Here is a 21866-nt window from a genome sequence, read left to right as displayed (position 1 = left end):
AGTATGGATGGTTAACATTATTATTAGATTTTTTTTTGTATATTTTAGAGATATCTTATTAAAACAGGGGTAAAATAAAGAATGTTTCAAAGTGATTTGTAGTGAGTTGAGAAGCATGACAGATGGAGATTATAGCCTGAAACAAAGGAAAATAGATACCACACAGCTCCCGCTGTAGAAAAAAAGACCTATCTTTGATAGATTGACTGACAGACATATTATGAATTTTGTAGAGTGCCATGAGGAACCCATCCATATTCCAGGCTATATACAGAGTTTTGGCTATTTGATTGGCATTGATGCGGAATCCCATTCCATTACTTTTTTCAGCAGGAATATTTTGGATATATTGAATATTGAGAGTTCAGATGAACTTTTCAACAGAAAACTCACGGACTTTCCTGAAAGTTTTCAAAGCATTATTGATTCAGATATTTATACTTCGCTGGATAAATTTACCAGAAGGGAGAATGAAACATATTTCGATAAGATTTTTATTGATGATAAAGAATATCACTTTTCTGTTTTTAAAAGCGGAGGGTATATCTTTTTAGAATTTGAAGAAGTCCTGATCAATCCCAATAAGCGGATATCCAACAAATATGACAATTTTTATACTATAGATAACCAGCAGGAGCTTTGGAATCATCTGTTGGAAACACTTTCCAAGGTTGTGAATTATGACCGGATGATGGTGTATAAATTTATGATGGATGGTTCGGGAAAAGTGATCGCAGAAAAAAAAGGGGATACTATGGAAAGCTTTCTGGGACTTCATTACCCGGAATCTGATATACCCAAGCAGGCAAGGGAGCTTTATCTTAAAAAACGAAAAAGAATATTCAGCAATGTTGATGCTGAAACGGTTCCTCTTTTAAGTAAAGCAGAGAAATATATTGATCTCAGTTTTGCGGCTTCAAGGGGAATGTCTCCTATTCATGGGCAGTATCTTAAAAATTCGGGAGTATCTTCCAGTTTCAGTATTTCCATTATCATTGATGATCACCTTTGGGGGCTGGTTACCTGTCAGAATATTGAGGCCAAGCATATTGACCTTGAAGACAGGGTACAGGCCGGTATTTTTACGGCTCTGGCCGCGAATGCCTATTCATCTTTTAAATCTAAAAATGAACTGAATTACCGCCTGGAACTGAATGAGAAATTATCCCATCTTAAAACGGATTTTTTAAAACATAATAATCTACTGGATTCGCTGTCCGAAAATAAAACGGAAATAAAGGATTTGCCGGAAGCTGACGGTCTTGTGGTTATTTCGGATGAAAATATAGTGACAGACGGAGTTACTCCGGATTATGAGACGATCAATACCATTGTAGAATGGGCTTTTGAAAACTGCGAAAACACGATTTATATAAGCCGAAGTTTTCTGAAAGATTATGGTGAGAAATTAGGTTTGTCTGAAAATGAGGCAGGCGTGATTATCTATTTTATTGACAGGGACAAAAAAGAAATGCTGATCTGGTTCCGGAAAGAATTTGATGAGCACATTAACTGGGCAGGAAACCCTGCAAAGAACATCGGGGTATTTTCTCAAAATGGGGAAGAAAAACAGATTGTTTCTCCGAGAACTTCTTTTCAGATTTTTACAGAAAACATAAAAGGTCATTCTAAAAGATGGAATTCCCGAAATATAAGTTCTGTTCATGCAATCCGCGACCTGATCCTGGAAAGTTCCCACAAAAATTATATTGCGATCAAAAGACTGAATGATGAGCTTAAAAAAGTAAACGAAGAACTGGACAGTTTTTCTTATACTATCTCCCATGATTTAGGAACTCCTCTGACCGTGATGAAGCTTAATGCACAGATGCTTTTGGGAAATTTAGCTGACGATTCTGAAAAAAGTAAAGGGAAGATCCATACGATCATTGAGGAAATTGATACTATGGCGGAGATGATGCATGATGTATTGCAGCTCAGCCGTGCCAAACACAGTGAGATCCAGCTTGAAACCCTGAAAACCGGACATACCATTCATAAGATTTCTGAAAATGCTAAGATGACGTATGGAAGTTCGAAAAGTGAAATCATCATTAAAGACTGCCCTGATGTAATGGGGGATAAAACCATGCTTCATCAGGTATTTTTAAATATTATCAACAATGCTGTAAAATACTCTTCCCATAAAGATCAGCCAAAAGTGGAGATTGAAGGGGTAGAGGATGGTTCTGCTATTGTGTACCGAATTTCAGATAACGGCATCGGAATTCCTGAGGAGGAGAAGCATAAAATGTTTAAAATTTTCAACAGGATGGAAAATGCGAAGAAATTCAAAGGAAATGGAATAGGGTTGTCTATTGTTCATCGGATTATGAAAAGAATTGGTGGGAATGTAGATTTTGAGAGCAATAAAGAAGGGACTTCTTTCATTTTAACGTTTAAAAAGCCTTAAATTTGAGAAACTTTTAAAACGTTATTATGGTATCAGAATATTTAAAACAGAATACAGCCAATTATCACGATGCAGCAGAAAAGCTTTTTAATTCTGAAAAAATTTTTAATAAAACTTTCACTTTAGAAGATTATAAAAAAATCATTCATACCAATTATCTGATGCTTCTTCACAGCGAGGATAAAATATTCACCAGTCTTTCTGAGAAATATTCGGAAAAACTTCAACTCAACGAGAGAAAGAAACTCTCTCTTATTGAAAAAGACCTGAAAAGCCTTTCCCTGAACAGTCAGGAAGTTTCCCATGATCTGGAATTTAATAATGAACATGAAGCGTTGGGAGCAATGTATGTAATTGAAGGTTCTACATTGGGAGGAAACGTAATCGCCAAGCAGCTTTCTAAAACAGAAGGTTTTGATGAGGTTACCTTCAATTTTTTCGGGTGTTATCAGGAAAATACAGGACCTATGTGGAAGAATTTTAAGGAGGTGCTGGATACTGAAGTTCGTGAAGAAAACTACAATGAAGTCCTATCCGGCGCGAAAAAATTATACTCGTTTTTACTGAACGTCAATTAATTTCTTTTAATACCTAATAAAATTCCTGAAAAATTGCCCACTTTTTCAGGAATTGTTAAATTTGGGGAGTTTCAATTTTAAACTTAACTTAAAAAATAAATAATTTAAAAAGTATACAATATGAAAGTAACTGTAGTAGGTGCAGGCGCTGTAGGAGCAAGCTGTGCAGAATACATCGCAATGAAGAACTTCTGTTCAGAAGTAGTTTTAGTAGATATTAAAGAAGGATTTGCTGAAGGTAAAGCAATGGATTTGATGCAGACAGCGTCGCTGAACGGATTCGATACAAAAATTACCGGAACAACAGGAGATTACAGCAAAACTGCAGGTTCTCATGTAGCAGTGATTACTTCAGGTATTCCTAGAAAACCTGGAATGACAAGAGAAGAGTTGATTGGTATCAACGCAGGAATCGTAAAAGATGTTACTGAAAATTTAGTAAAACATTCTCCGGAAGTAATCATCATCGTAGTTTCTAACCCAATGGATACGATGGCTTATTTAGTGCATAAAACTTCAGGTCTTCCTAAGCACAAAATCATCGGAATGGGTGGTGCTTTGGATTCTGCAAGATTCAAATACAGATTGGCTGAAGCATTAGAAAGCCCTATTTCTGATGTGGACGGAATGGTAATCGCTGCTCACAGTGATACAGGTATGCTTCCATTATTGAGCAAAGCGACAAGAAACGGGGTTCCTGTAACTGAATTCTTAGACGAAGAAAAACAAAAATATGTAATTGAAGAAACTAAAGTAGGAGGAGCTACGCTTACTAAACTATTAGGAACTTCAGCTTGGTATGCACCAGGTGCAGCGGTTTCTGTAATGGTTCAGGCTATTGCATGTGACCAAAAGAAAATGATCCCTTGTTCTTTAATGCTTGAAGGTGAGTACGGTCAAAACGATATCTGCTTAGGAGTTCCTGCTATCATTGGAGCAAACGGAGTAGAGAAAATCGTAAACGTTACTTTAACTGCTGAAGAGCAATTGAAATTCGCTGAAGCTGCAAATGCAGTAAGAGAAGTGAATGGAGATTTGAAATTCTAATCATTACCCGGCTTTAAGCTGGTTTGAAAATATAAACAGACTGTTCCGAGAAGAACAGTCTGTTTTTTTTTTGTTTAATTTACTAATTTGTTTTTTCTAGCTTGTTGAATCAAGTTATTTTTTAGAATAGTGTCATTCCTAAATATGTATTCTATAGAATCACCTTTCTTTTTAGATATAGAATCACCTATTTTATATGGGTATTCTAATAATTCAACTGAACCATTAGAGTATCTTACAAATAAAAAGTTATGTTCATTTTTATCTCTATAAATATTAGTGACTTTTGCGTACATTTCATAATCAATTAGATTGTTTTTGGCAATTTTTTCATGAAAAAAAGCTAAATAAAGAACAACGAAAAATATAGCAAGAAAAAAATATTTTATGTAATTTTTAATAAGTTTCATAATTTATACATCATTAGGATAGGTAATTCCTGTAATTACTTCCCATTGTACTTATAATTTTATCCGTACTTGGTCCAAAGAAAGCTGCAATATATTATTTACTTTTTCAAGTATCTATTTGAATAAACACCATTTCTTATAAGTTTACCCCATATCAATTGATTGTACTAAAATTCCAGACATTTAATTTTAGTTTTGAAAGCAAGAGTGGCCTCTTTGATTTCGTCACCATTTATACTTTCTTAGATTTATCCAAAGGTAAAAATATCCTGAAGGATGGCAAAATGTATCTTATCTATGGTGATTCACAAAGTTCCATACATTATTGATAAACTGAATGTTCTTTTCATAATACAGCAGGTGTCCGCCATCAATGGAAGCTACTTTCTGATTGGGAAACTGAAAGGTTTGATAATGCTTTGTTCCTACGGCTTTATCTTTTTTTCCTGTAATAATTAATACCGGGACTCTGATGTCTTTTGTAAGCAGGGTGTAATCCGTATAATATTCAGGGTATTCTTTGGGCTTTGTAATCACAGCCATCCCGAAATCGATGATCCTTGGATGAAGAGAGTCTATTTTATCCATTTGTTTAATGGTTTCAATATCATCGGTAAGAAATTTATACCCGATACGCTTTTTTCTCATTAAGCTGCTGACTTTTGCAATTTCTGACTGAAGGCTGTCTTTAGAAATGTCTTTGGCAGGAATGTGGAGGAGTTCATTTCCATATTGAATCTGTTCTTTTAGTGATTCATCATTGAGAAAATGTAACGTGACATTGGCTAGGATAAGTCCTTTTGTATATTGAGGATATTTTTTAGCATAATTCACCGCAATAATCCCTCCAAAAGAATGTGCCAGTAAGAAAACCCTGTTCAGTTTCATATGTTGTCTCAGCTCTTCAATATCCTGGATCATTTTGTCAAGGTGATAGTTTTCTGCCTGAGCTGATCCCCCGGAGCCGCGCTGATCCATATAGATCATTTTCATGTTTTTTTCAAGGTTATTTCCTCCCATCAGTTCAAATGAGGGATATCCCTGTCCGGGTCCTCCCGGAACATAGATGCAGGCTTCTCCTTTTCCGGAGACTTTATATTTTATTTTGATATGGTCGGAGGTTTCAAAAAAGCCTTCAGAACTGTTGCCTTGGGCAGAAACAGAAATGATAGATAAGAAGAAACAGAGGAGTAGCGAGATGGTTTTCATATACTAATAACAGTTGAGAGAACCTGTTTATTACTTTTTTTTATGAATTATTTTTCTTAAAAAAGGCTCAACGGTGAAAGTTGAGCCTTTTTCTAATTATTGATGATATAATTACAGAACGGCTAAATATTTAAGATAGGGTTCCAGAATATCTTTGTTGATCAATGGGGGATATGGCATATCACTGTCCTTTATAAAATCGAGAGTATTTTCTGCATCATAATAGTAGGTGTTTTTATATACCTCTTTTAAAGTTGCTTTTCCATATACTTTATCTGTGAACATTCCCAACAGGGGGTATAGTGGATCTTCCTCATTATTTTTCCATGTATCCAGCCATTCATTATAGGGAAGGGGTTTCATATCAAATCCGAAGTATTGATTGATCCTGTCAAAAAAATCTGTGATAGAAACATCTCTTTCGGCTAGAGGAGTCAGATGGAATTTCTTGCCCAAAGCATTTTTCTGTCGGGATATATGAACAATTGATTTGGCCATATAATCTACCGGAACCAATTGAGATTTGAAGCCTAAAATAGTAGGGTAAGCCTTATTGGCGATACAGCTTTTTACCAATGCTCCCCACCATTGATAGACGGCTGTAGAGCCTGTCTGTGAATTACTCAATGCGTATCCCAGTCGGAAAACAATCACCGGAACTCCTTTTTCCTCTGCCTTTTGCATAATCTGTTCCATTACCCATTTACTCTGTACATACCCCAAATCTCGGCTTACCGCCTGCAAATCCTGATGGATATCATCATTTTCATACACCCATTTTTTATGGGTAAACTGATGGCCAAAGCTAAAGACTGCGCTTGTAGAAAATAATGAAACCGGTTTTACTTTTTCAGCTGCTGCAAATTTAATGACTTCCTGAAGTCCCAGAATATTAGCTTTTCTGATAATGGAATAAGGTTCAATAAAATTCACAGAACTCCCTGAATGATAAATGCAGTCTATTGTTTTTGCTAAATAATTAAATTGTTCCTCTCCCAGACCCAGTAAAGGGTTGTTTAAATCTCCGGTTACCACTTTTATCCTCCCTGTTGTCAGCCAATGGGTAGGAAGTAAGAACTGTTCAAATGCCTGGTGTAAACGTTTTAATGCAATCTGTTCATTTTCTCCCCGAATAAGGCAATAGACGGTGGCTTCAGTTTGCTTCATCAGTTCATCAATAATATGCACTCCCACAAAACCATTGGCTCCTGTCAGCAGTACATTTTGAGGAGAGTTCATTACTGAAGCGTCTATATCACCATCGGTTACAGAGATTTCAGGGACAAGCTGGGCATCTTCTAAGAGCTGCTTGATCATACTTTCATTTTGAGCATCATCCTGATGAGAAATATTCTGCCTGGTCCTGTTTTCTATAATATTTGCTTGTGATTCAATTGTTTTGTGAATAAACAGATCCTGTAGTGATATTCTGTCGCGATAAGAATTGGGTAACCTGTTATAGAGTTTAGCCAGGAGCAAAGAATGGCCCCCCAGTTCAAAAAAATTATCAGTAACCTCAATGAATGGGTATTGTAAAATTTCTGTCCAGATTCCGAATATTGTTTTTTCATAATTGTTTCTGAACTCTTTTTTCTCGTCTACAGAAACGAATGCTTTTTTATAATTGTCCAATAAAGCCTTCTTGTCAATTTTTCCATTCGAATTTATAGGGAGTTTTTCCATGATCACAAAGTCATGGGGAATCATATAAACAGGTAGGGTCTGTTTAAGCTGCTCACGGAAGTTTTTAATCAGCAGATTTTTATTTTTATCATCAAGGGGCATTCCGGGATATTCTAAAAATCCGATTAATTTTTTATCATAATCGCTTTCAGGTTTTACTTTTACCACTGCTTTTCCTACACCTTTCAGTTTTGAAATATTTTCTTCTATTTCCTGAAGCTCAATACGGTATCCCCTGATTTTAACTTGATCATCTATTCTGCCTGCATATTCTATTTCTCCGTTAGGGACCCATTTGCCAAGGTCACCTGTTTTATATATTTTTTCTCCTTTTTTTAATGGATGGTCTATAAATTTGGAATCAGTGAGTTCCTGATGTCCAAAATATCCTCTGCTTAGATTTATACCACCCACACAAATTTCACCGGTTTCATGGATCGGTAGAATTTGATCATTTTCCATAATATAAATATCAGTGTTGGCAATAGGGCCTCCGATGGTCATAAGGTCCTCTTCTGATTTTATAATTTTTGACGTTACCCAGATCGTGGTTTCTGTGGGTCCATAAACATTACATATGGTGTGTTTTCCTTTTAATAATGTTTTGCCTAATGCAGGGGATAAATACTCTCCGCCACAAATGATCATCATGGGTTCTATTTTCTCCCAATTTACGGTGTCTGCCAGCATAGACCAGGTACTCGGTGTGGTCTGAGCTACCGTGATTTTATATTTTAAAAGTAATTCGACTATAGCTTCGGGATTCAGCTGATCTTCCTGTGAAGCGACAACCAGTGTGTTTCCGGTCATGAGTATTGAAAATATTTCCAGAACAGAAATGTCAAAAGCGTAGGTGCTTACGGCAAGCATATGTCCTGCAGATCCGGGAATTACCTTTTCTATGAAATAACTTAATGCATTAACCACATTGATATGTTCCACGGCTACTCCTTTGGGCCCTCCAGTAGAACCGGAGGTAAACATAACGTACATCAGATGATGGGGTTTCAATGTTCTTTCAGGTTTTTCTGAAGACATTGTTTCCCAGTATACATTTTCCCAGCATAAAGATTTTTCAGCCACTTCCTTTGCCGTCTTTTCAAAAGCATTTTCAGTTAGTAACAATGATATTTTACTTTCACTGCTTATATTTTTCAATCTGTCCTCAGGGTATAAAGGAGGCATTGGAACATAGGCCGCTCCTGTTTTCATAATAGCTAAAAGTGAAATAATAAGCTTTTCACTACGGTCAATCATAAGGCCTATACGGTCATCTGGTTGTATGGAAACGATCCTCATCATATGGTTGGCTAGCTGATTGGCCATTTCGTCCATTTCGCGGTAAGTAAGTTCTTTGTTCTGGTAAATGATGGCGGTTTTATCCGGAACCATTTTTACCTGTTCTTCTATCAAATCTATAATAGTTTTGTGTAGAGGATAAGTGTCATTCGAGGTGTGATTGAATTCAAGGATCTGTTTTAGTTGTTCATCCTGAATAAGTTGTCCTTTGATCATTTTTGGATCAGGTAATGCATTTAAGTTCATGGTTTGTGATATGGGTTTTTAAAAATATTGATAAAAGATATGCTGTACTCTTAAAAAGTAAGAGCAGAATCAGTATGTTTTAATTAATGAAATGATAGAAAAATGTTGAGTCAATCAGTTATTTTATTTATTGACTCTATTAATTTTAAACGTCTGAGATAAAATGATGGGTACTGAATTTAAATTCAGAAAATATTTTCAGATTTTCATCTCTTATGGGATTGTGTATCATCTTTTTTTGTGGTTTTCATGGTTAGTGACAGGAAATAGTAACAAAAAAATGAGTGTTTCTGTAAGAATAAAATAGAATTTTTTTCGCTGGAAAATTAATGAAGGATAAAGTGAAATTCGCGATCACTTAAAGGGAATATTCACATTTTTATTCTTAGAAAGAACGGGGTACAATCTTGATTATTTAATGATATGTAAATATATTGATAAAAATTGTAATATTTCTATTAATATTGATTTATTTTTTAACATATTTATTTTATGGTTTAAGAATAAATAATTATTGTTTAAGTAGGAGGTTACTGCTGAAAAATTATGAGATTTAGAATCTGGAATTACTTTTCGTAAAATTAGAGCTGGTTTTTATTGTCATGACTTAAACAATCATGTAGTATTAAATTGTCGGTTATATAAGATTTAAGCAAGCTCAGCAATTTTTTTAAACAACCCGGGATAATGGATGACCAATCCATCTTCATCCACTAAGATGTCAGCTTTAAAGTCGGTCTCAATATTTTCGTACAGATATCCTGTAGGACTTGTTTGGGTATACTGTTGCTTGGCTGGTTTAATATGATTGTTTAAAATATCAATATAAATAACTTCGATCTTCTGCGGATGGTTTTCAGTTAGAATCAAATTATTTATTGGCAATGTATTGGTAAAAGGGGTTAAAGAGATATCGATATATTTAAACCCTTTCAAATCAGGATGTATAAGGTCATTGATCTCCCAATGATCCTGTTGTTTTTTTCCTGTTATCTTAGTCTTTATGGTATTGACTTCAGATTCAATTAAAAATTCCAGCATTGTCCAATCTTTATTAAGGATGAGTTGATAATCTACAGTATACATTTTATCCTGGTAACAGCCGACGATTTTTGATGTTACGGTGTAGTTTTTATCATCCTCCTGTATATTGAAATATTCGAGAGACTGATAAATTATTCCTTGCCATATTAATGTTTTCATTTTACTTTGGTGTATTGTATGATTTGTTTTAGAATACATTGAACGAAATAGTGATTAATGGGAGATTCTTCGTTTCCTGATCCTGCTTAATGTTTCCCTTGCTACGCCTAAGAAAGATGCCAGTTGGGTAAGTGATATCCGCTGTAGCATTTCTGGGTATCTGTTTTCAAGATATTCCAACCTTTCCTGAGCAGAATAGAGTTTGAAAAGATTGGAAAACTCTTCCTGTTTTGTAGCAAACTGACGGATACAATGACGTCCCAGGCTTTCAATTTCATGAGATTCTTTAGCAATTGTGAACAGTTTTTCTTTATTGAAAATAACTGTATGTACTTCTTCACATGCAGCCATATTGAACTCAGATGGTTGTCCACTGCCAAAGCTGCTGATATTGGTAGCTATTTCATTTTCAAAGAAAAATCCGGTGTTCTTTGTCACTCCATTTATCTCATAATATGTTTTAGAAAATCCTTTATCAATAAAGAACAGAGAATGGCAAACCTCTCCTTCCCGCAGCATAAGTTCATTTTTTTTAAAACTTTTTTCAGAAAGGGCAGGCTGGAGCAAAGACCAGCTTTCATCAGAAAAAGGAGTGAGAGAACGGAGATAGCTTAATAGGTTTTCCATGCTTAGTTTTTTGCTCTTAAAATTATTAAAAGATTAATATGATTTCCTTCCTATTATTCCAGATCCAGCGTCATAAAAAGGGCAATCTCGTCGGAATTATTATACAATCTTGTGTTCATACCGGTAATATTGAAGCCCATTCTTCTGTAAAATTGTATCGCAGGATAATTAGTATTCTGGGTTTCAAGTTCAATAACCCGGCAGTTTAATCTTCTGGCTTCTTTAATGGCATTTTTGATCAGCTGTATCCCTGCGCCCTGTCTCCGGTGTTTCTCATGGATCAGGATGTTTTCGATATAAAAGCTGTTGTTCCAGGTTCTTTGCTCACCAATAATCCAGCCTACCAGCTCATGATTCATATACGCTCCGAAAGAATTTCCTTTTTCAATAACTGTATTAAGGGTTTCAAGCTCATCAAGTTCTGTTTCCCATAATTTGGTATAGGAAAAAGCTTTTTCTTTTACCGTAAATTCAAAAACACCGGCATATTCTATGGAAGAGACAGAATATATGGTATCCGTAGTATAGCCATTGTGCCCCCAATTTGTGGAGGGATTGTTGGTAAGCTTTTCCAGTTTTTTTATTTCCATAAAATGATTTTAATAGGAAGTTTATGACATTTCGGTACAGATCTCTACCAGATAATTATCCAGATCTTTAATGTAAGCTGTTTTTTGTCCCCAGGGTTTTACTGTAATATTCTCATATAGAATGGCACCATTTTTAACGGCTTTTTCTACCAATGTTTCCACATTATCTGTAATAAAACCCAGTTCTATCCCGAAAGGTTTAGTTTCCGATTTCGAGGGCAAAAAACCTTCTTTTAAATTGGAACTGGCCAGACTGATCGATGCAAAAGAAATAGTAGTTTCTCCGGTTATCAGCTCACCATAGTCCTTTTCTGGAGTGATGAATTTTATTTCTGTATCAAAAGTATTTTTGTAGAAATTCATTGATTTTTCTACCTCTTCTACATACAGGATGACATATTTAAATTTGATCATAGTATAGGTTTAATAATTGTTGGATAAAATTATTTTTTCTTAATAATATAGTCTTCATCTACCATCAGTTCGATATGAGGCCCATTCAGCGGATAATATTTCATACCTCCAAAATGACCGAAGCGAAACGGGTATTTTTGGCTAAGTTCCCTTATTTTCGTTCCAAAGGAATTAACATCAACATCTATACTCTGGTCTTTATACTGTCTGCCATTGGTAAAGAAGAGCATCAGATTACACTGATCATTAAAGTCGAAATCATGGTAATAAAATACGCTGAGGTTTTCTTCGCGGCATATTGCAGCTAAATCATTAATACAATCTTTTTTGTATACCAGAGGAAGGTTACAGTCAATTCTTATTGAAAAATTTTCAGCGTTATTCTGCCTGAAATCAGAACCTGTCATCTGAATAAACCGATGTTCTATAGTCCTGAATATTTCTCTTTCCGGATCATAGTTTTTGGTATACTGAGCTTCAAAAGGAATATGTCCATCCAAAAGTACTGCATTTTGATCTGTCAGCAGCTCTTCCATTTCAGCAGCTAACTGAAAGTAATAATCAAAAAGCTGATCGTCTCCGATGGTAATCATCACCTGATTACCATTGATTTTTAGCTGTAAATAGGTTTGAGGGAATTTTGCTTTCAAAATTTCCAGTCTGTTGAGGAAATTTTTAATATCATCCACCTGAACTTTTGTCTCCAGTTCGGCAAGACTATCGGTATGACCACCATATCCCTGCATGAAGCTGAAAAATTTGAAATGATATAAATTTTCAGGAAATTTAAAATACCAGTATACTCCTAAAATCATGGATGAATTGATTGGTGAATTGAATATTGATCAAAATTAAATAAAATTTCACACTCCAAAACATTCAAAACCCTTAAATTTGTGGTCAATAAAAATTTACTTGGATGCTTAGGAAAATTTCAATTGCGGCAGCTGCTGTTTTGTCCGTAGTTACAATCAATGCGCAGAAGAACAAAAATACTCAACTGGAAAGACCGAAATTAGTGGTAGGTTTGGTAGTAGACCAAATGCGTTGGGATTATTTATACCGTTTTTATGGTAAATATGGAAATGACGGTTTCAAAAGGTTGCTGAATACAGGATATTCTTTAAATAATGTACATATTCCTTATGTTCCTACGATTACCGCTTTGGGGCATACATGTATCTATACCGGGTCTGTACCTGCCATCCACGGAATTGCAGGAAACGACTGGACAGATAAGGAAACAGGTAAAGGAGTGTACTGTACGGCAGATGACAGCGTTCAGCCGGTAGGAACTACCAATATTAAAACAGGAAGCCACTCTCCAAAAAATCTATGGTCTACCACAGTAACCGACGAGCTGAGGCTGGCAACGAATTTCCAGGGTAAGGTAATAGGAGTTTCTCTGAAAGACCGTGCTTCTATTCTTCCGGCAGGACATACGCCGAACGGAGCTTTCTGGTTTGACGACAGTACCGGGAACTTTATTACAAGTACATGGTATATGAAGGAGCTTCCACAATGGATCCAATCATTCAATGCTCAGAATTTACCTGAAAAATTGGTGGCTAACGGTTGGAATACCTTACTTCCAATCAATCAGTATACAGAAAGTTCACCCGACAATTCTTCATGGGAAGGTCTATTGGGAAGTGCCAAAACACCTACATTCCCATATACCAATCTGGCGAAAGATTATCAGACAAAGAAAGATAATATCCGTTATACTCCTTTTGGAAATACATTGACATTAAAACTGGCTGAAGCTTCTGTAGAAGGAGAACAGTTGGGTGGAGACAATATTACAGACTTCTTAGCTATCAATTTGGCTTCTACAGATTATGCCGGTCATAAATATGGACCGAATTCTATTGAGGTTGAAGATGTTTATATCAGACTGGATCAGGATTTGGCTCAGTTTTTCAGCTACCTGGATTCAAAAGTAGGAAAAGGGCAGTATACTGTTTTTCTTTCAGCTGACCACGGAGGAGCTCATTCTGTAGGATTCCTTAAAGAGCATAAAATTACTACAGGCTTTTTTGGAGAAGGAATGGAAAAAAATCTTAATCAGAAACTGAAAGAAAAATTTGGGGCTGATAATTTAATCAATGCTATAGACAATTATCAGGTGTATTTTGATAGAAAAGTATTGACAGATGCTAAACTTGAACTGGATGATGTGAGAAACTTTGCGGTAAAAGAGCTTGAAAAAGACCCTACGGTTTTATATGCTGTTTCTGTAGACAGAGTTCAGGAAGCCAGCATTCCGGAGCCTATCAAACAAAGAATCATCAATGGGATCAACAGACAGAGAAGTGGAGATATTCAGTTAATCTCTCATGACTCTATGCTTCCTCCTTATTCTAAAACAGGAACTACACACAGTGTTTGGAACTCTTATGATTCCCATATTCCATTGATTTTTATGGGTTGGGGAGTTCAACATGGGGAAAGCAATAAAGAATACCATATGACAGATATTGCACCTACGGTTTCTTCTTTATTGAAGATCCAGTTCCCAAGTGGAAATGTTGGAAATCCAATTACAGAAGTGATGGGTAAATAATCAAACAACATCAGTATATATAAATGGCTGCCTTCAACTATTGGAGGCAGCTTTTATTTTTATAGTATTTATAAAGGTCAGGTTTTATAAAAGTTTTTTATGTTTGAATTTTTCTACACCTTATTCATACGCCTTCATTTTTCATCCGGTATTTCACTTTTTGTCTAATACATTTAAAAAGCTATCTTTGCAAAAATTATGGTTTCCAATATATTGGAATGAAAAGGGAATCGGGTGGAACTCCCGGACTGTCCCCGCAACTGTAAATCGCAACAAAAGTTTCTGTAAAAAACCACTGTGTAAAAACGGGAAGGTACAGAAGGCGAAAGTCAGGAGACCTGCCAGAATAATAATCAAAATATATATTGCTTTCGGAGGAAGAGTAAATTAGTATGGATATAAAAAGATCTTTAGTACTGCTTTTTTCGTCTTATGGCTGCTTTCTTTTTGGACAAGAGAAGGCCTTAGATACTATTTATATATTCGACAGCCAGATGAACAAAGTAAAGCTCTTCCATCATGTAACGAATATTACCAATGAAGATGCTGAAAAAAACTCAACTAACCTTTCCGAATTACTGAGATTTCAATCTTCAGTCTATATCAAAGAAAATGGACGAGGTGCTGTTTCTTCACCTTCTTTCAGGGGAACTACCGCCCAGCAGACTGCTTTTGTATGGAATGGAATTAATATTAACTCCAGTTTTTTAGGACAAGGGGATGTCAATAATATAGCCTTGTTTGGATATGACCAGATCGGAATTAAACCTGGTGGAGGTAGTGTCATTTACGGCAGTGGTGCCATCGGGGGGAGTATTCATTTGAATAACAGCCTTGATTTTAATAAAGGGTTTCATGCTGCTCTGTTTTCAGAATTTGCATCTTTTAATACTTATAATAATGTTGTTAAAGGTTCTTACAGTAATGATAAGTTCAGCTTTAAAGTTTCTGGAAGCCATTCAATAAGCCAGAATGATTATGAAGTAGAAGAAGCGGGCGGAAAGAGGTATACGAATGACAACGGAAAATACTATAATACCAATTTCAATATAGCAGCAGCTTATAAAATTGCTCCCCATCATCAGATCTCATGGATATCGGAGACTTTTAACGGAAAGCAACATTATCCTGTTCGTTTTGGTGATCTGGAAACCAAAACAAAGTACCATACCCAGAATTTCAGAAACCTGATGGCTTGGGATTGGAATACTACGCGTTTCAGTAATTCATTTAAAGCAGCCTATACCGAGGAAAATTTTCAGTATTTTGGAGATATTACAGGACCAGAAACCAGTGGAGGTGCCGGAAAGAATTATATTTTAAAAAATGATTTCAATTACTTCCTCAATTCAAAATGGAATATCAATATTATCGGGGAATTTCAAGTGAATAAAGGTAAGGGCGAAGGAAGTTCAAAAATAGGTGATATCAGTAGAAATGCTGGATCTATTGCCGGATTACTTCGTTATTTTCCTACCAAAGACTTAAGGTTTGGAGCCGGAATCAAGAAAGATTTTGTGGAAGACTTCAGCTCGCCGGTCTTATTTTCTTTTTCAGGAAAATGGAATGCCAACAAATGGTATGATGTAGGGCTAAGTATTTCAAGAAACTTCAGGGCTCCTTCATTTAATGATCTTTACTGGACTCCAGGAGGAAATCTGGATTTAAAACCGGAAACTTCTTATCAGTTTGAATGGAGAAACCAGTTTAAATTAGGAGACTTTAAATTATCTGTAGCTCCTTACTATATGAATATCCGTGATATGATCCGGTGGCTTCCAACAGCTTCAGGATATTACGGAGCGACCAATACCAATAGAGTAGAGTCTTATGGAGTAGAGTCGCAACTGGAATTTGAGAAAAAGTTTGGAAAGCATATGTTGAAATCAAACCTTGGATATTCTTATACAAAATCCAAAGACCTTGATGTTCAGAAACAGCTGATGTATGTGCCTTTCCATAAATTTACAGGAGGTATAGACTACCAATATGATTTTGTGAAGGTATATGTACAGGGAATGTTTAATGGGCTTACCTATACAGATTCCAATGAAAAAAGAAGTGATGCTTTAGATCCTTATTTTGTGATGAATGCCGGTGCCGGAGCTACATTTCTTACAAATTATACCCTCGGTTTTAAAGTAAATAATATTTTAAATGAAACCTATTATACGATGCTTTCCTATCCGTTACCCGGACGAAATTACAGTATAAGCCTTACTATCAATTTTTAAAATAAATTAATTATATGAATATCAGAAAAATTTTACCTCTTGCGTTTGCTTCCATGTTACTTTTCAATGTTTCATGTAGCAGCGATAGCGACATTGTAGAGCAGCCAGTTACTTACGAAGCCGGAGTGCTTATTTCCAATGAAGGCGGATTTACAACCACTACAGCTGAAGTTTCTTTCGTGAGCAGCAATCTTGCTAATCTGTATGACAAAATTTATGCTTCTAATAACAATGGTGAACCTCTGGGGAAAGTTCTTCAGAGTATAGGTTTTCAGGGAGACCGTGCTTATTTAGTGTCTAATGTTCCCAATAAAATTGATATCGTAAACAGATATACTTTCAAAAAACAAGCTACTGTAACCGCTAATCTTGATGGAGCAAGATATATCGCTTTCTCAGGAAACCAATATTATGTAACCAACAACAACTTTACAACTAATAAAAGAAAGCTGAATGTTTACAATACAGGAGATAATTCTTATGTAAAGAGTATTGATTTTACAAATGCTGCTGAAAAAGTGGTGGAAGCTGAAGGAAAAATTGTTGTACAGACTGATGGTACAGGATATGACGCGAGTTGGAATCCAATTGCAACAGGATATACTATCTCTGTGATAAATCCGTCTACAAATACAGTGAGCCAAACAGTAACTCTTCCTGCCAACGGGATTATTAAAGATCTTATTTCTTATAAAGGAACTGCTTATGCATTGGCGTCCGGGGATACTAATTCTTATATTTATAAGATCAATACTGCAGATGGAACGTTTACAACAACAACTCTTCCTATCCCTAAAGTTCAGAAGCTTAGAGGGGAGGATAATAAATTCTATTTTATTACAGATACCAACAAAATATACGGAATGACTATTGGTGCTGCTGCTGTACCAACAACTCCTATTATGACTGCTACAGGTAATGTATATGGATTTGATGTAATTGATGGCAGAATCTTTGCCTCAGACGCAAGTTTTTCAGCAGACAGTAAAGTGAATGTTTACAGTGCAAGCAATGGAACTCTATTGAGAAGCTTCACAGCAGGAATCGGAACAAACGGTTTCTATAAAAACTAACATACAAGGCCCTGGCCTGTATACATAAATTTTTATTTTTTCATCATTTGTGTTTTTTTTCGGTCGGTCTCATAGAGCCGGCCGATTTTGATTCACATATTAAAATAAAAACCCCGGGCTGGAAATCTTTCCAGCCCGGGGTTTTATGATTTAAACTTATATTTTTAATCCTAATTTTTCTGCTTCAGCAATCACAAATTTTGTTGCCTCGTCTTTTTCATTAGGAATTTCTCCTTCAAGAATAGCTTCCTTTACCTTCTCTTTTAAGATACCGATTTCACGGCCTGGTTTAAGCTGGAACATTTCCATGATCTCTTCTCCGGTAATAGGAGGCTGAAAATTCCTTACCTGATCCTTTTCCTCTACTTCTTTGATTTTGACAGCCACATATTCGAAATTCTTTTTAAACTTATCCTGCTTTTTAGAATTTTTTGTAGTGATATCGGCCTTACAAAGGGTAAAAAGATCTTCAAGGTTTTCACCGGCATCAAATAACAGTCTTCTTAATGCCGAATCAGATGCATCATCCGTGATCAAGGCAATAGGTCTGGAGGAAAGCTTTACCATTTTCTGAACATACTTCATATCGCTTCCTAAAGGTAATTTAAGTCTTTGAAAAAGAGCTTTTACCATTTTTGAACCTAAGAATTCATGTCCATGAAATGTCCATCCTGTTCCTTCAACAAATTTTTTAGTAGGAGCTTTTCCCACATCGTGAAGAAGTGCTGACCAACGCAACCAAAGATTATCTGTATTCACAGAAATATTGTCTACAACTTCTAGGGTATGGTAAAAGTTATCTTTGTGAGTCTGCCCTTCCACTTCTTCCACTCCCTTAAGCTCTATAAGCTCAGGAATAATAAGTTTTAAAAGGCCTGTTTGTTCCATTAAACTTAATCCTACAGAAGGTTTTTCAGACAGCATGATTTTGTTAAATTCCACCATGATTCTTTCCATGGAAACAATTTCAATTCTTTTGGCTTCCTGTTTGATAGCCTCCAGAGAATTTTCTTCAATGGTAAAGTGTAATGTAGAAGCAAACCTTACTGCTCTCATCATCCTTAACGGGTCATCAGAATAAGTTTGTGCAGGCTCTAGCGGAGTTCTTAAAATTCCTTTTTCCAGATCCTCAATTCCATGAAAAGGATCAATCAGTTCGCCGAAATTATCTTTATTTAAAGAAATGGCCATGGCGTTGATGGTAAAATCCCTTCTTTTCTGATCATCCTCCAATGTTCCACCTTCTACTTCAGGCTTGCGGCTGTTTTCAGTATAACTTTCCTTTCTCGCTCCTACAAATTCAAGATCAAGGTCCTTGTATTTGATCATAGCCGTTCCATATGTTTTAAACACAGAAACTTTTAGTTTAGGATCAATATCCTGAGCTACAGTCTGAGCAAGCTCAATACCATTTTGTTCGGTCACAAAATCTATATCTGTAGAAGCTTTTCTTTTCATTAAAAGATCCCGGACATAGCCCCCAACAATGTATACGGACTGATTATTCTTTTCCGCAGCCTCAGAAATTATTTTGAAAAGTTTTAAATTTTTATTTTGGTTAAGATTAATTTTCATCGTTAGTAAATAGCGTCAAGTTGTACTCATATCACCCATTAATCATAATGAGCATACATTTTATTAATTTTTCCTTCTTCATTAAAAAACATGACTTCAACAGCCTGTTTGTCCATAATAGATTTGTAGAATAATGCAACAGAATCAACTCCTGCAGTAGATTGTATCAGCTCGAAGTGAAGATTAGGAAACTTTTCCAGCGCCTTTCTCCAGTAATCACGAACGGCTTCTTTTCCCTGCAGTGAACTTTCCTTTCCTCCTGCAGCCATCGAAATCATTGGAGTGGTGATTTCAATATCATCAGAATAGTGGGATAGAATAGCTTCTAAATCATGAGAATTCCAGACATGTATCCACTCCCGGGCAAAATCTTTATGGTTTATCATATATTGTAATGAGTTGGAATTTTGCAAAGATAGAACTAAAAAAAGAAATCCTGCCGATATGAACAGACAAGACTCTAAAATAAACAGATCAATATATTTTATTCACGAAGAACTTTGATTCGGTTGTCACTCCATATTTTGATCACCGAAGATCCTGAATATTTTGACACTTTATCTCTATCTTCTTCCACAGCATAATCTACAAGACTGATCATCTCATTTGAAATATCTGAAAACTTCAACGGACTTTTCTCACCACTGAAATTAGCTGAGGTAGAAACCAACGGTTTATTCAATTTTGTAATTAATTTTTTACAAAAGTCATTTTTTACCAATCTGATACCAATACTGCCATCTTCGGCAAGTAATTCTTTGGGCAATCCGCGGGGATTTTCATAAACAATGGTAACCGGCTTTTCACTAAGATCAATAATTTCCCATGCCATTTCCGGAACATCCACCAGATCCTGAAGTCTTTTTTCAGACTCCACTAAAATAATCATGGATTTATTTTTTTCACGCTTCTTAATGTCAAAAATTTTATTGACAGCCTCTATATTGGTAGCATCACAACCAATTCCCCAAATAGTATCTGTAGGATAAAGAATTGTTCCGCCGGATTTTAATACTTCGATAATATGTTCCATAATGGTATTGAATTCAAAACAGTCTATAAAGGTAGAGAATCTGGGAATTTCAGACAAAAAATTGAGGAATAAATGATATTGTATTTTAATTTTTTTTAGGCTTTGGCTAAAGCCAATGGAAGATTTTTTCATAGGAAAACGGGCTAAAGCCCGTTCCTATTGATGATGGAGATGTTTTATATTAATAATTTATGATTCAAGGGTGAAATAGACATTTTCAAAATGGTTATGCATTATGTATTGAATTCAATAGAAATGGGCTTTAGCCCATTTTAACAAAGGATATATGCATTTGGCTTTAGCCAAAACTTATTCCTTAAAATTATATTTTTCAATAAACTCTTTGTATTCCTCAATAAAACTCTTTTTCTGATGATGTCTTTCTTGATTTTTAATATAATTCCTTACCTGATCTACCATTGATTCAGAAATGGAAACTGCAAAATATTCATCCTGCCATGAAAATTTATCTTTTGTAAGCTTGTTTTTATTGATCCAATGAGAAGATTCACCTTTTATTAATTGGGTTATTTTCTCAATATTTTGATCCGAACCCAACGAAATAAGACAATGACAATGGTCAGAATATCCATTAACCACATCTAGAAAGATTCCTTTTTCTGTAGTATATTCTTTAATATGTTTCCATACTTTTATTCTTATGTCAAAGGTATTAAGGAAGGGGGCTCTATTTTTTGTAGAGAAAACAAGATGAATAAAAATTTTGATAAATGACATTTGTGTTGTTTTAACCAAAAATAATGTTTTTTCAGGTTTCGGCTAAAGCCAATGGAAGATTTTTTCATAGGAAAACGGGCTAAAGCCCGTTCCTATTGATGATGGAGATGTTTTGTATTAATGATTTATGATTCAAGGGTGAAATAGACATTTTCAAAATGGTTAGACATTATGTATTGAATTCAATAGAAATGGGCTTTAGCCCATTTAACAAAAAAATATACATGATATGGTTTTAGCCAAAACTATACGGGTAGAGAATCAGGGAATATCAGACAAAAAATTGAGGAGTAAATGATATGGTATTTTAATTTTTTTAGGTTTCGGCTAAAGCCAATGGAAGATTTTTTCATAGGAAAACGGGCTAAAGCCCGTTCCTATTGATGATGGATGTGTTTTATATTAACGATTTATGATTCCAGAATGAAATAGACATTTTCAAAATGGCTAGATATTATGTATTGAATTCAATAGAAATGGGCTTTAGCCCATTTAACAAAAAAATATACATGATATGGTTTTAGCCAAAACTATACGGGTAGAGAATCGGGGAATATCAGACAAAAAATTGAGGAGTAAATGATATGGTATTTTAATTTTTTTAGGTTTCGGCTAAAGCCAATGGAAGATTTTTTCATAGGAAAACGGGCTAAAGCCCGTTCCTATTGATGATGGATGTGTTTTATATTAACGATTTATGATTCCAGAATGAAATAGACATTTTCAAAATGGCTAGATATTATGTATTGAATTCAATAGAAATGGGCTTTAGCCCATTTAACAAAAAAATATACATGATATGGTTTTAGCCAAAACTATACGGGTAGAGAATCGGGGAATATCAGACAAAAAATTGAGGAGTAAATGATATGGTATTTTAATTTTTTTAGGCTTTGGCTAAAGCCAATGGAAGATTTTTTCATAGGAA

Annotated in this window: 18 protein-coding genes and 1 riboswitch; of the genes, 6 read left to right on the top strand and 12 right to left on the bottom strand. The window is 35.3% G+C overall.

The window, feature by feature from the left end; all coding sequences use genetic code 11:
- The first annotated feature begins 220 nt into the window (after positions 1-220).
- From DRF57_RS12100 to DRF57_RS12090, 3 genes are all read left to right on the top strand, one after another.
- Entirely contained in the window at positions 221-2413 is a 2193-nt protein-coding gene (locus DRF57_RS12100) for an ATP-binding protein (protein ID WP_115918734.1), read from the top strand.
- Between the two features lie 26 nt (positions 2414-2439).
- Complete coding sequence (locus tag DRF57_RS12095) at positions 2440-2991, top strand: biliverdin-producing heme oxygenase (protein WP_115918732.1); 552 nt, start codon at positions 2440-2442, stop codon at positions 2989-2991.
- A gap of 120 nt (positions 2992-3111) precedes the next feature.
- Positions 3112-4038 (top strand): malate dehydrogenase, encoded by a 927-nt coding sequence (locus DRF57_RS12090; protein WP_047492134.1) that lies wholly within the window; start codon positions 3112-3114, stop codon positions 4036-4038.
- A gap of 74 nt (positions 4039-4112) precedes the next feature.
- Here the strand turns inward: DRF57_RS12090 and DRF57_RS12085 are convergent, their stop codons facing one another.
- The 8 genes from DRF57_RS12085 to DRF57_RS12050 all read right to left on the bottom strand — a co-directional run bounded on the left by DRF57_RS12085 (position 4113) and on the right by DRF57_RS12050 (position 12534).
- Positions 4113-4448: a hypothetical protein gene (locus DRF57_RS12085; protein ID WP_115918730.1), complete on the bottom strand. Its 336-nt coding sequence runs from the start codon at positions 4446-4448 to the stop codon at positions 4113-4115.
- A 291-nt stretch (positions 4449-4739) separates the two neighbouring features.
- Complete coding sequence (locus tag DRF57_RS12080; RefSeq protein WP_115918728.1) at positions 4740-5657, bottom strand: alpha/beta fold hydrolase; 918 nt, start codon at positions 5655-5657, stop codon at positions 4740-4742.
- 111 nt (positions 5658-5768) lie between these two features.
- Positions 5769-8885, bottom strand: a complete 3117-nt coding sequence (locus DRF57_RS12075; RefSeq protein ID WP_115918726.1) for a non-ribosomal peptide synthetase — start codon at positions 8883-8885, stop codon at positions 5769-5771.
- A 648-nt stretch (positions 8886-9533) separates the two neighbouring features.
- Positions 9534-10088 carry a putative glycolipid-binding domain-containing protein gene (locus DRF57_RS12070; protein ID WP_157969889.1) on the bottom strand — a complete coding sequence of 185 codons (555 nt, stop codon included), beginning with the start codon at positions 10086-10088 and terminating at the stop codon, positions 9534-9536.
- Between the two features lie 54 nt (positions 10089-10142).
- Positions 10143-10715: a Crp/Fnr family transcriptional regulator gene (locus DRF57_RS12065; RefSeq protein WP_047492147.1), complete on the bottom strand. Its 573-nt coding sequence runs from the start codon at positions 10713-10715 to the stop codon at positions 10143-10145.
- Between the two features lie 53 nt (positions 10716-10768).
- Positions 10769-11305, bottom strand: a complete 537-nt coding sequence (locus tag DRF57_RS12060) for a GNAT family N-acetyltransferase (RefSeq protein ID WP_047492150.1) — start codon at positions 11303-11305, stop codon at positions 10769-10771.
- 21 nt (positions 11306-11326) lie between these two features.
- Positions 11327-11719: a VOC family protein gene (locus tag DRF57_RS12055; protein ID WP_115918722.1), complete on the bottom strand. Its 393-nt coding sequence runs from the start codon at positions 11717-11719 to the stop codon at positions 11327-11329.
- 29 nt (positions 11720-11748) lie between these two features.
- A complete protein-coding gene (locus DRF57_RS12050) occupies positions 11749-12534 on the bottom strand; it encodes a hypothetical protein (RefSeq protein WP_115918720.1) in 786 nt (261 codons plus the stop codon).
- Between the two features lie 104 nt (positions 12535-12638).
- On the opposite strand from DRF57_RS12050, the gene pafA reads away from it, so the two are divergent.
- The 3 genes from pafA (at position 12639) to DRF57_RS12035 (ending at position 17592) form a co-directional block, all read left to right on the top strand.
- Entirely contained in the window at positions 12639-14285 is a 1647-nt protein-coding gene (pafA, locus tag DRF57_RS12045; RefSeq protein WP_047492158.1) for an alkaline phosphatase PafA, read from the top strand.
- A gap of 182 nt (positions 14286-14467) precedes the next feature.
- Positions 14468-14645, top strand: a riboswitch (cobalamin riboswitch).
- Positions 14646-14677: 32 nt separating this feature from the next.
- A complete protein-coding gene (locus DRF57_RS12040; protein ID WP_115918718.1) occupies positions 14678-16519 on the top strand; it encodes a TonB-dependent receptor plug domain-containing protein in 1842 nt (613 codons plus the stop codon).
- 14 nt (positions 16520-16533) lie between these two features.
- Positions 16534-17592, top strand: a complete 1059-nt coding sequence (locus DRF57_RS12035; RefSeq protein WP_115918716.1) for a YncE family protein — start codon at positions 16534-16536, stop codon at positions 17590-17592.
- Between the two features lie 156 nt (positions 17593-17748).
- Here the strand turns inward: DRF57_RS12035 and DRF57_RS12030 are convergent, their stop codons facing one another.
- The 4 genes from DRF57_RS12030 to tnpA all read right to left on the bottom strand — a co-directional run bounded on the left by DRF57_RS12030 (position 17749) and on the right by tnpA (position 20938).
- Complete coding sequence (locus tag DRF57_RS12030; protein ID WP_115918714.1) at positions 17749-19167, bottom strand: CCA tRNA nucleotidyltransferase; 1419 nt, start codon at positions 19165-19167, stop codon at positions 17749-17751.
- Between the two features lie 38 nt (positions 19168-19205).
- The gene (locus DRF57_RS12025) at positions 19206-19553 is read right to left on the bottom strand and encodes a nuclear transport factor 2 family protein (protein ID WP_115918712.1); all 348 of its coding nucleotides are present in this window, start codon (positions 19551-19553) and stop codon (positions 19206-19208) included.
- A 98-nt stretch (positions 19554-19651) separates the two neighbouring features.
- Complete coding sequence (locus DRF57_RS12020; RefSeq protein ID WP_047492175.1) at positions 19652-20200, bottom strand: L-threonylcarbamoyladenylate synthase; 549 nt, start codon at positions 20198-20200, stop codon at positions 19652-19654.
- A gap of 309 nt (positions 20201-20509) precedes the next feature.
- Positions 20510-20938 carry an IS200/IS605 family transposase gene (gene tnpA / locus DRF57_RS12015; RefSeq protein WP_115918710.1) on the bottom strand — a complete coding sequence of 143 codons (429 nt, stop codon included), beginning with the start codon at positions 20936-20938 and terminating at the stop codon, positions 20510-20512.
- Positions 20939-21866 lie beyond the last annotated feature (928 nt).

This window comes from Chryseobacterium rhizosphaerae, assembly GCF_003385455.1.
GTDB classification, from domain to species: domain Bacteria; phylum Bacteroidota; class Bacteroidia; order Flavobacteriales; family Weeksellaceae; genus Chryseobacterium; species Chryseobacterium rhizosphaerae.
Note: the sequence above shows the minus strand (reverse complement) of the source record. Positions and strands in the feature narration are given on the sequence as shown.

Bases quoted from the DNA above. Each gene is read 5' to 3' on its own strand.
- DRF57_RS12100 (WP_115918734.1), top strand. From the start codon at position 221: ATGAATTTTGTAGAGTGCCATGAGGAACCCATCCATATTCCAGGCTAT.
- DRF57_RS12095 (WP_115918732.1), top strand. From the start codon at position 2,440: ATGGTATCAGAATATTTAAAACAGAATACAGCCAATTATCACGATGCA.
- DRF57_RS12090 (WP_047492134.1), top strand. From the start codon at position 3,112: ATGAAAGTAACTGTAGTAGGTGCAGGCGCTGTAGGAGCAAGCTGTGCA.
- DRF57_RS12085 (WP_115918730.1), bottom strand. From the start codon at position 4,448: ATGAAACTTATTAAAAATTACATAAAATATTTTTTTCTTGCTATATTT.
- DRF57_RS12080 (WP_115918728.1), bottom strand. From the start codon at position 5,657: ATGAAAACCATCTCGCTACTCCTCTGTTTCTTCTTATCTATCATTTCT.
- DRF57_RS12075 (WP_115918726.1), bottom strand. From the start codon at position 8,885: ATGAACTTAAATGCATTACCTGATCCAAAAATGATCAAAGGACAACTT.
- DRF57_RS12070 (WP_157969889.1), bottom strand. From the start codon at position 10,088: ATGAAAACATTAATATGGCAAGGAATAATTTATCAGTCTCTCGAATAT.
- DRF57_RS12065 (WP_047492147.1), bottom strand. From the start codon at position 10,715: ATGGAAAACCTATTAAGCTATCTCCGTTCTCTCACTCCTTTTTCTGAT.
- DRF57_RS12060 (WP_047492150.1), bottom strand. From the start codon at position 11,305: ATGGAAATAAAAAAACTGGAAAAGCTTACCAACAATCCCTCCACAAAT.
- DRF57_RS12055 (WP_115918722.1), bottom strand. From the start codon at position 11,719: ATGATCAAATTTAAATATGTCATCCTGTATGTAGAAGAGGTAGAAAAA.
- DRF57_RS12050 (WP_115918720.1), bottom strand. From the start codon at position 12,534: ATGATTTTAGGAGTATACTGGTATTTTAAATTTCCTGAAAATTTATAT.
- pafA (WP_047492158.1), top strand. From the start codon at position 12,639: ATGCTTAGGAAAATTTCAATTGCGGCAGCTGCTGTTTTGTCCGTAGTT.
- DRF57_RS12040 (WP_115918718.1), top strand. From the start codon at position 14,678: ATGGATATAAAAAGATCTTTAGTACTGCTTTTTTCGTCTTATGGCTGC.
- DRF57_RS12035 (WP_115918716.1), top strand. From the start codon at position 16,534: ATGAATATCAGAAAAATTTTACCTCTTGCGTTTGCTTCCATGTTACTT.
- DRF57_RS12030 (WP_115918714.1), bottom strand. From the start codon at position 19,167: ATGAAAATTAATCTTAACCAAAATAAAAATTTAAAACTTTTCAAAATA.
- DRF57_RS12025 (WP_115918712.1), bottom strand. From the start codon at position 19,553: ATGATAAACCATAAAGATTTTGCCCGGGAGTGGATACATGTCTGGAAT.
- DRF57_RS12020 (WP_047492175.1), bottom strand. From the start codon at position 20,200: ATGGAACATATTATCGAAGTATTAAAATCCGGCGGAACAATTCTTTAT.
- tnpA (WP_115918710.1), bottom strand. From the start codon at position 20,938: ATGTCATTTATCAAAATTTTTATTCATCTTGTTTTCTCTACAAAAAAT.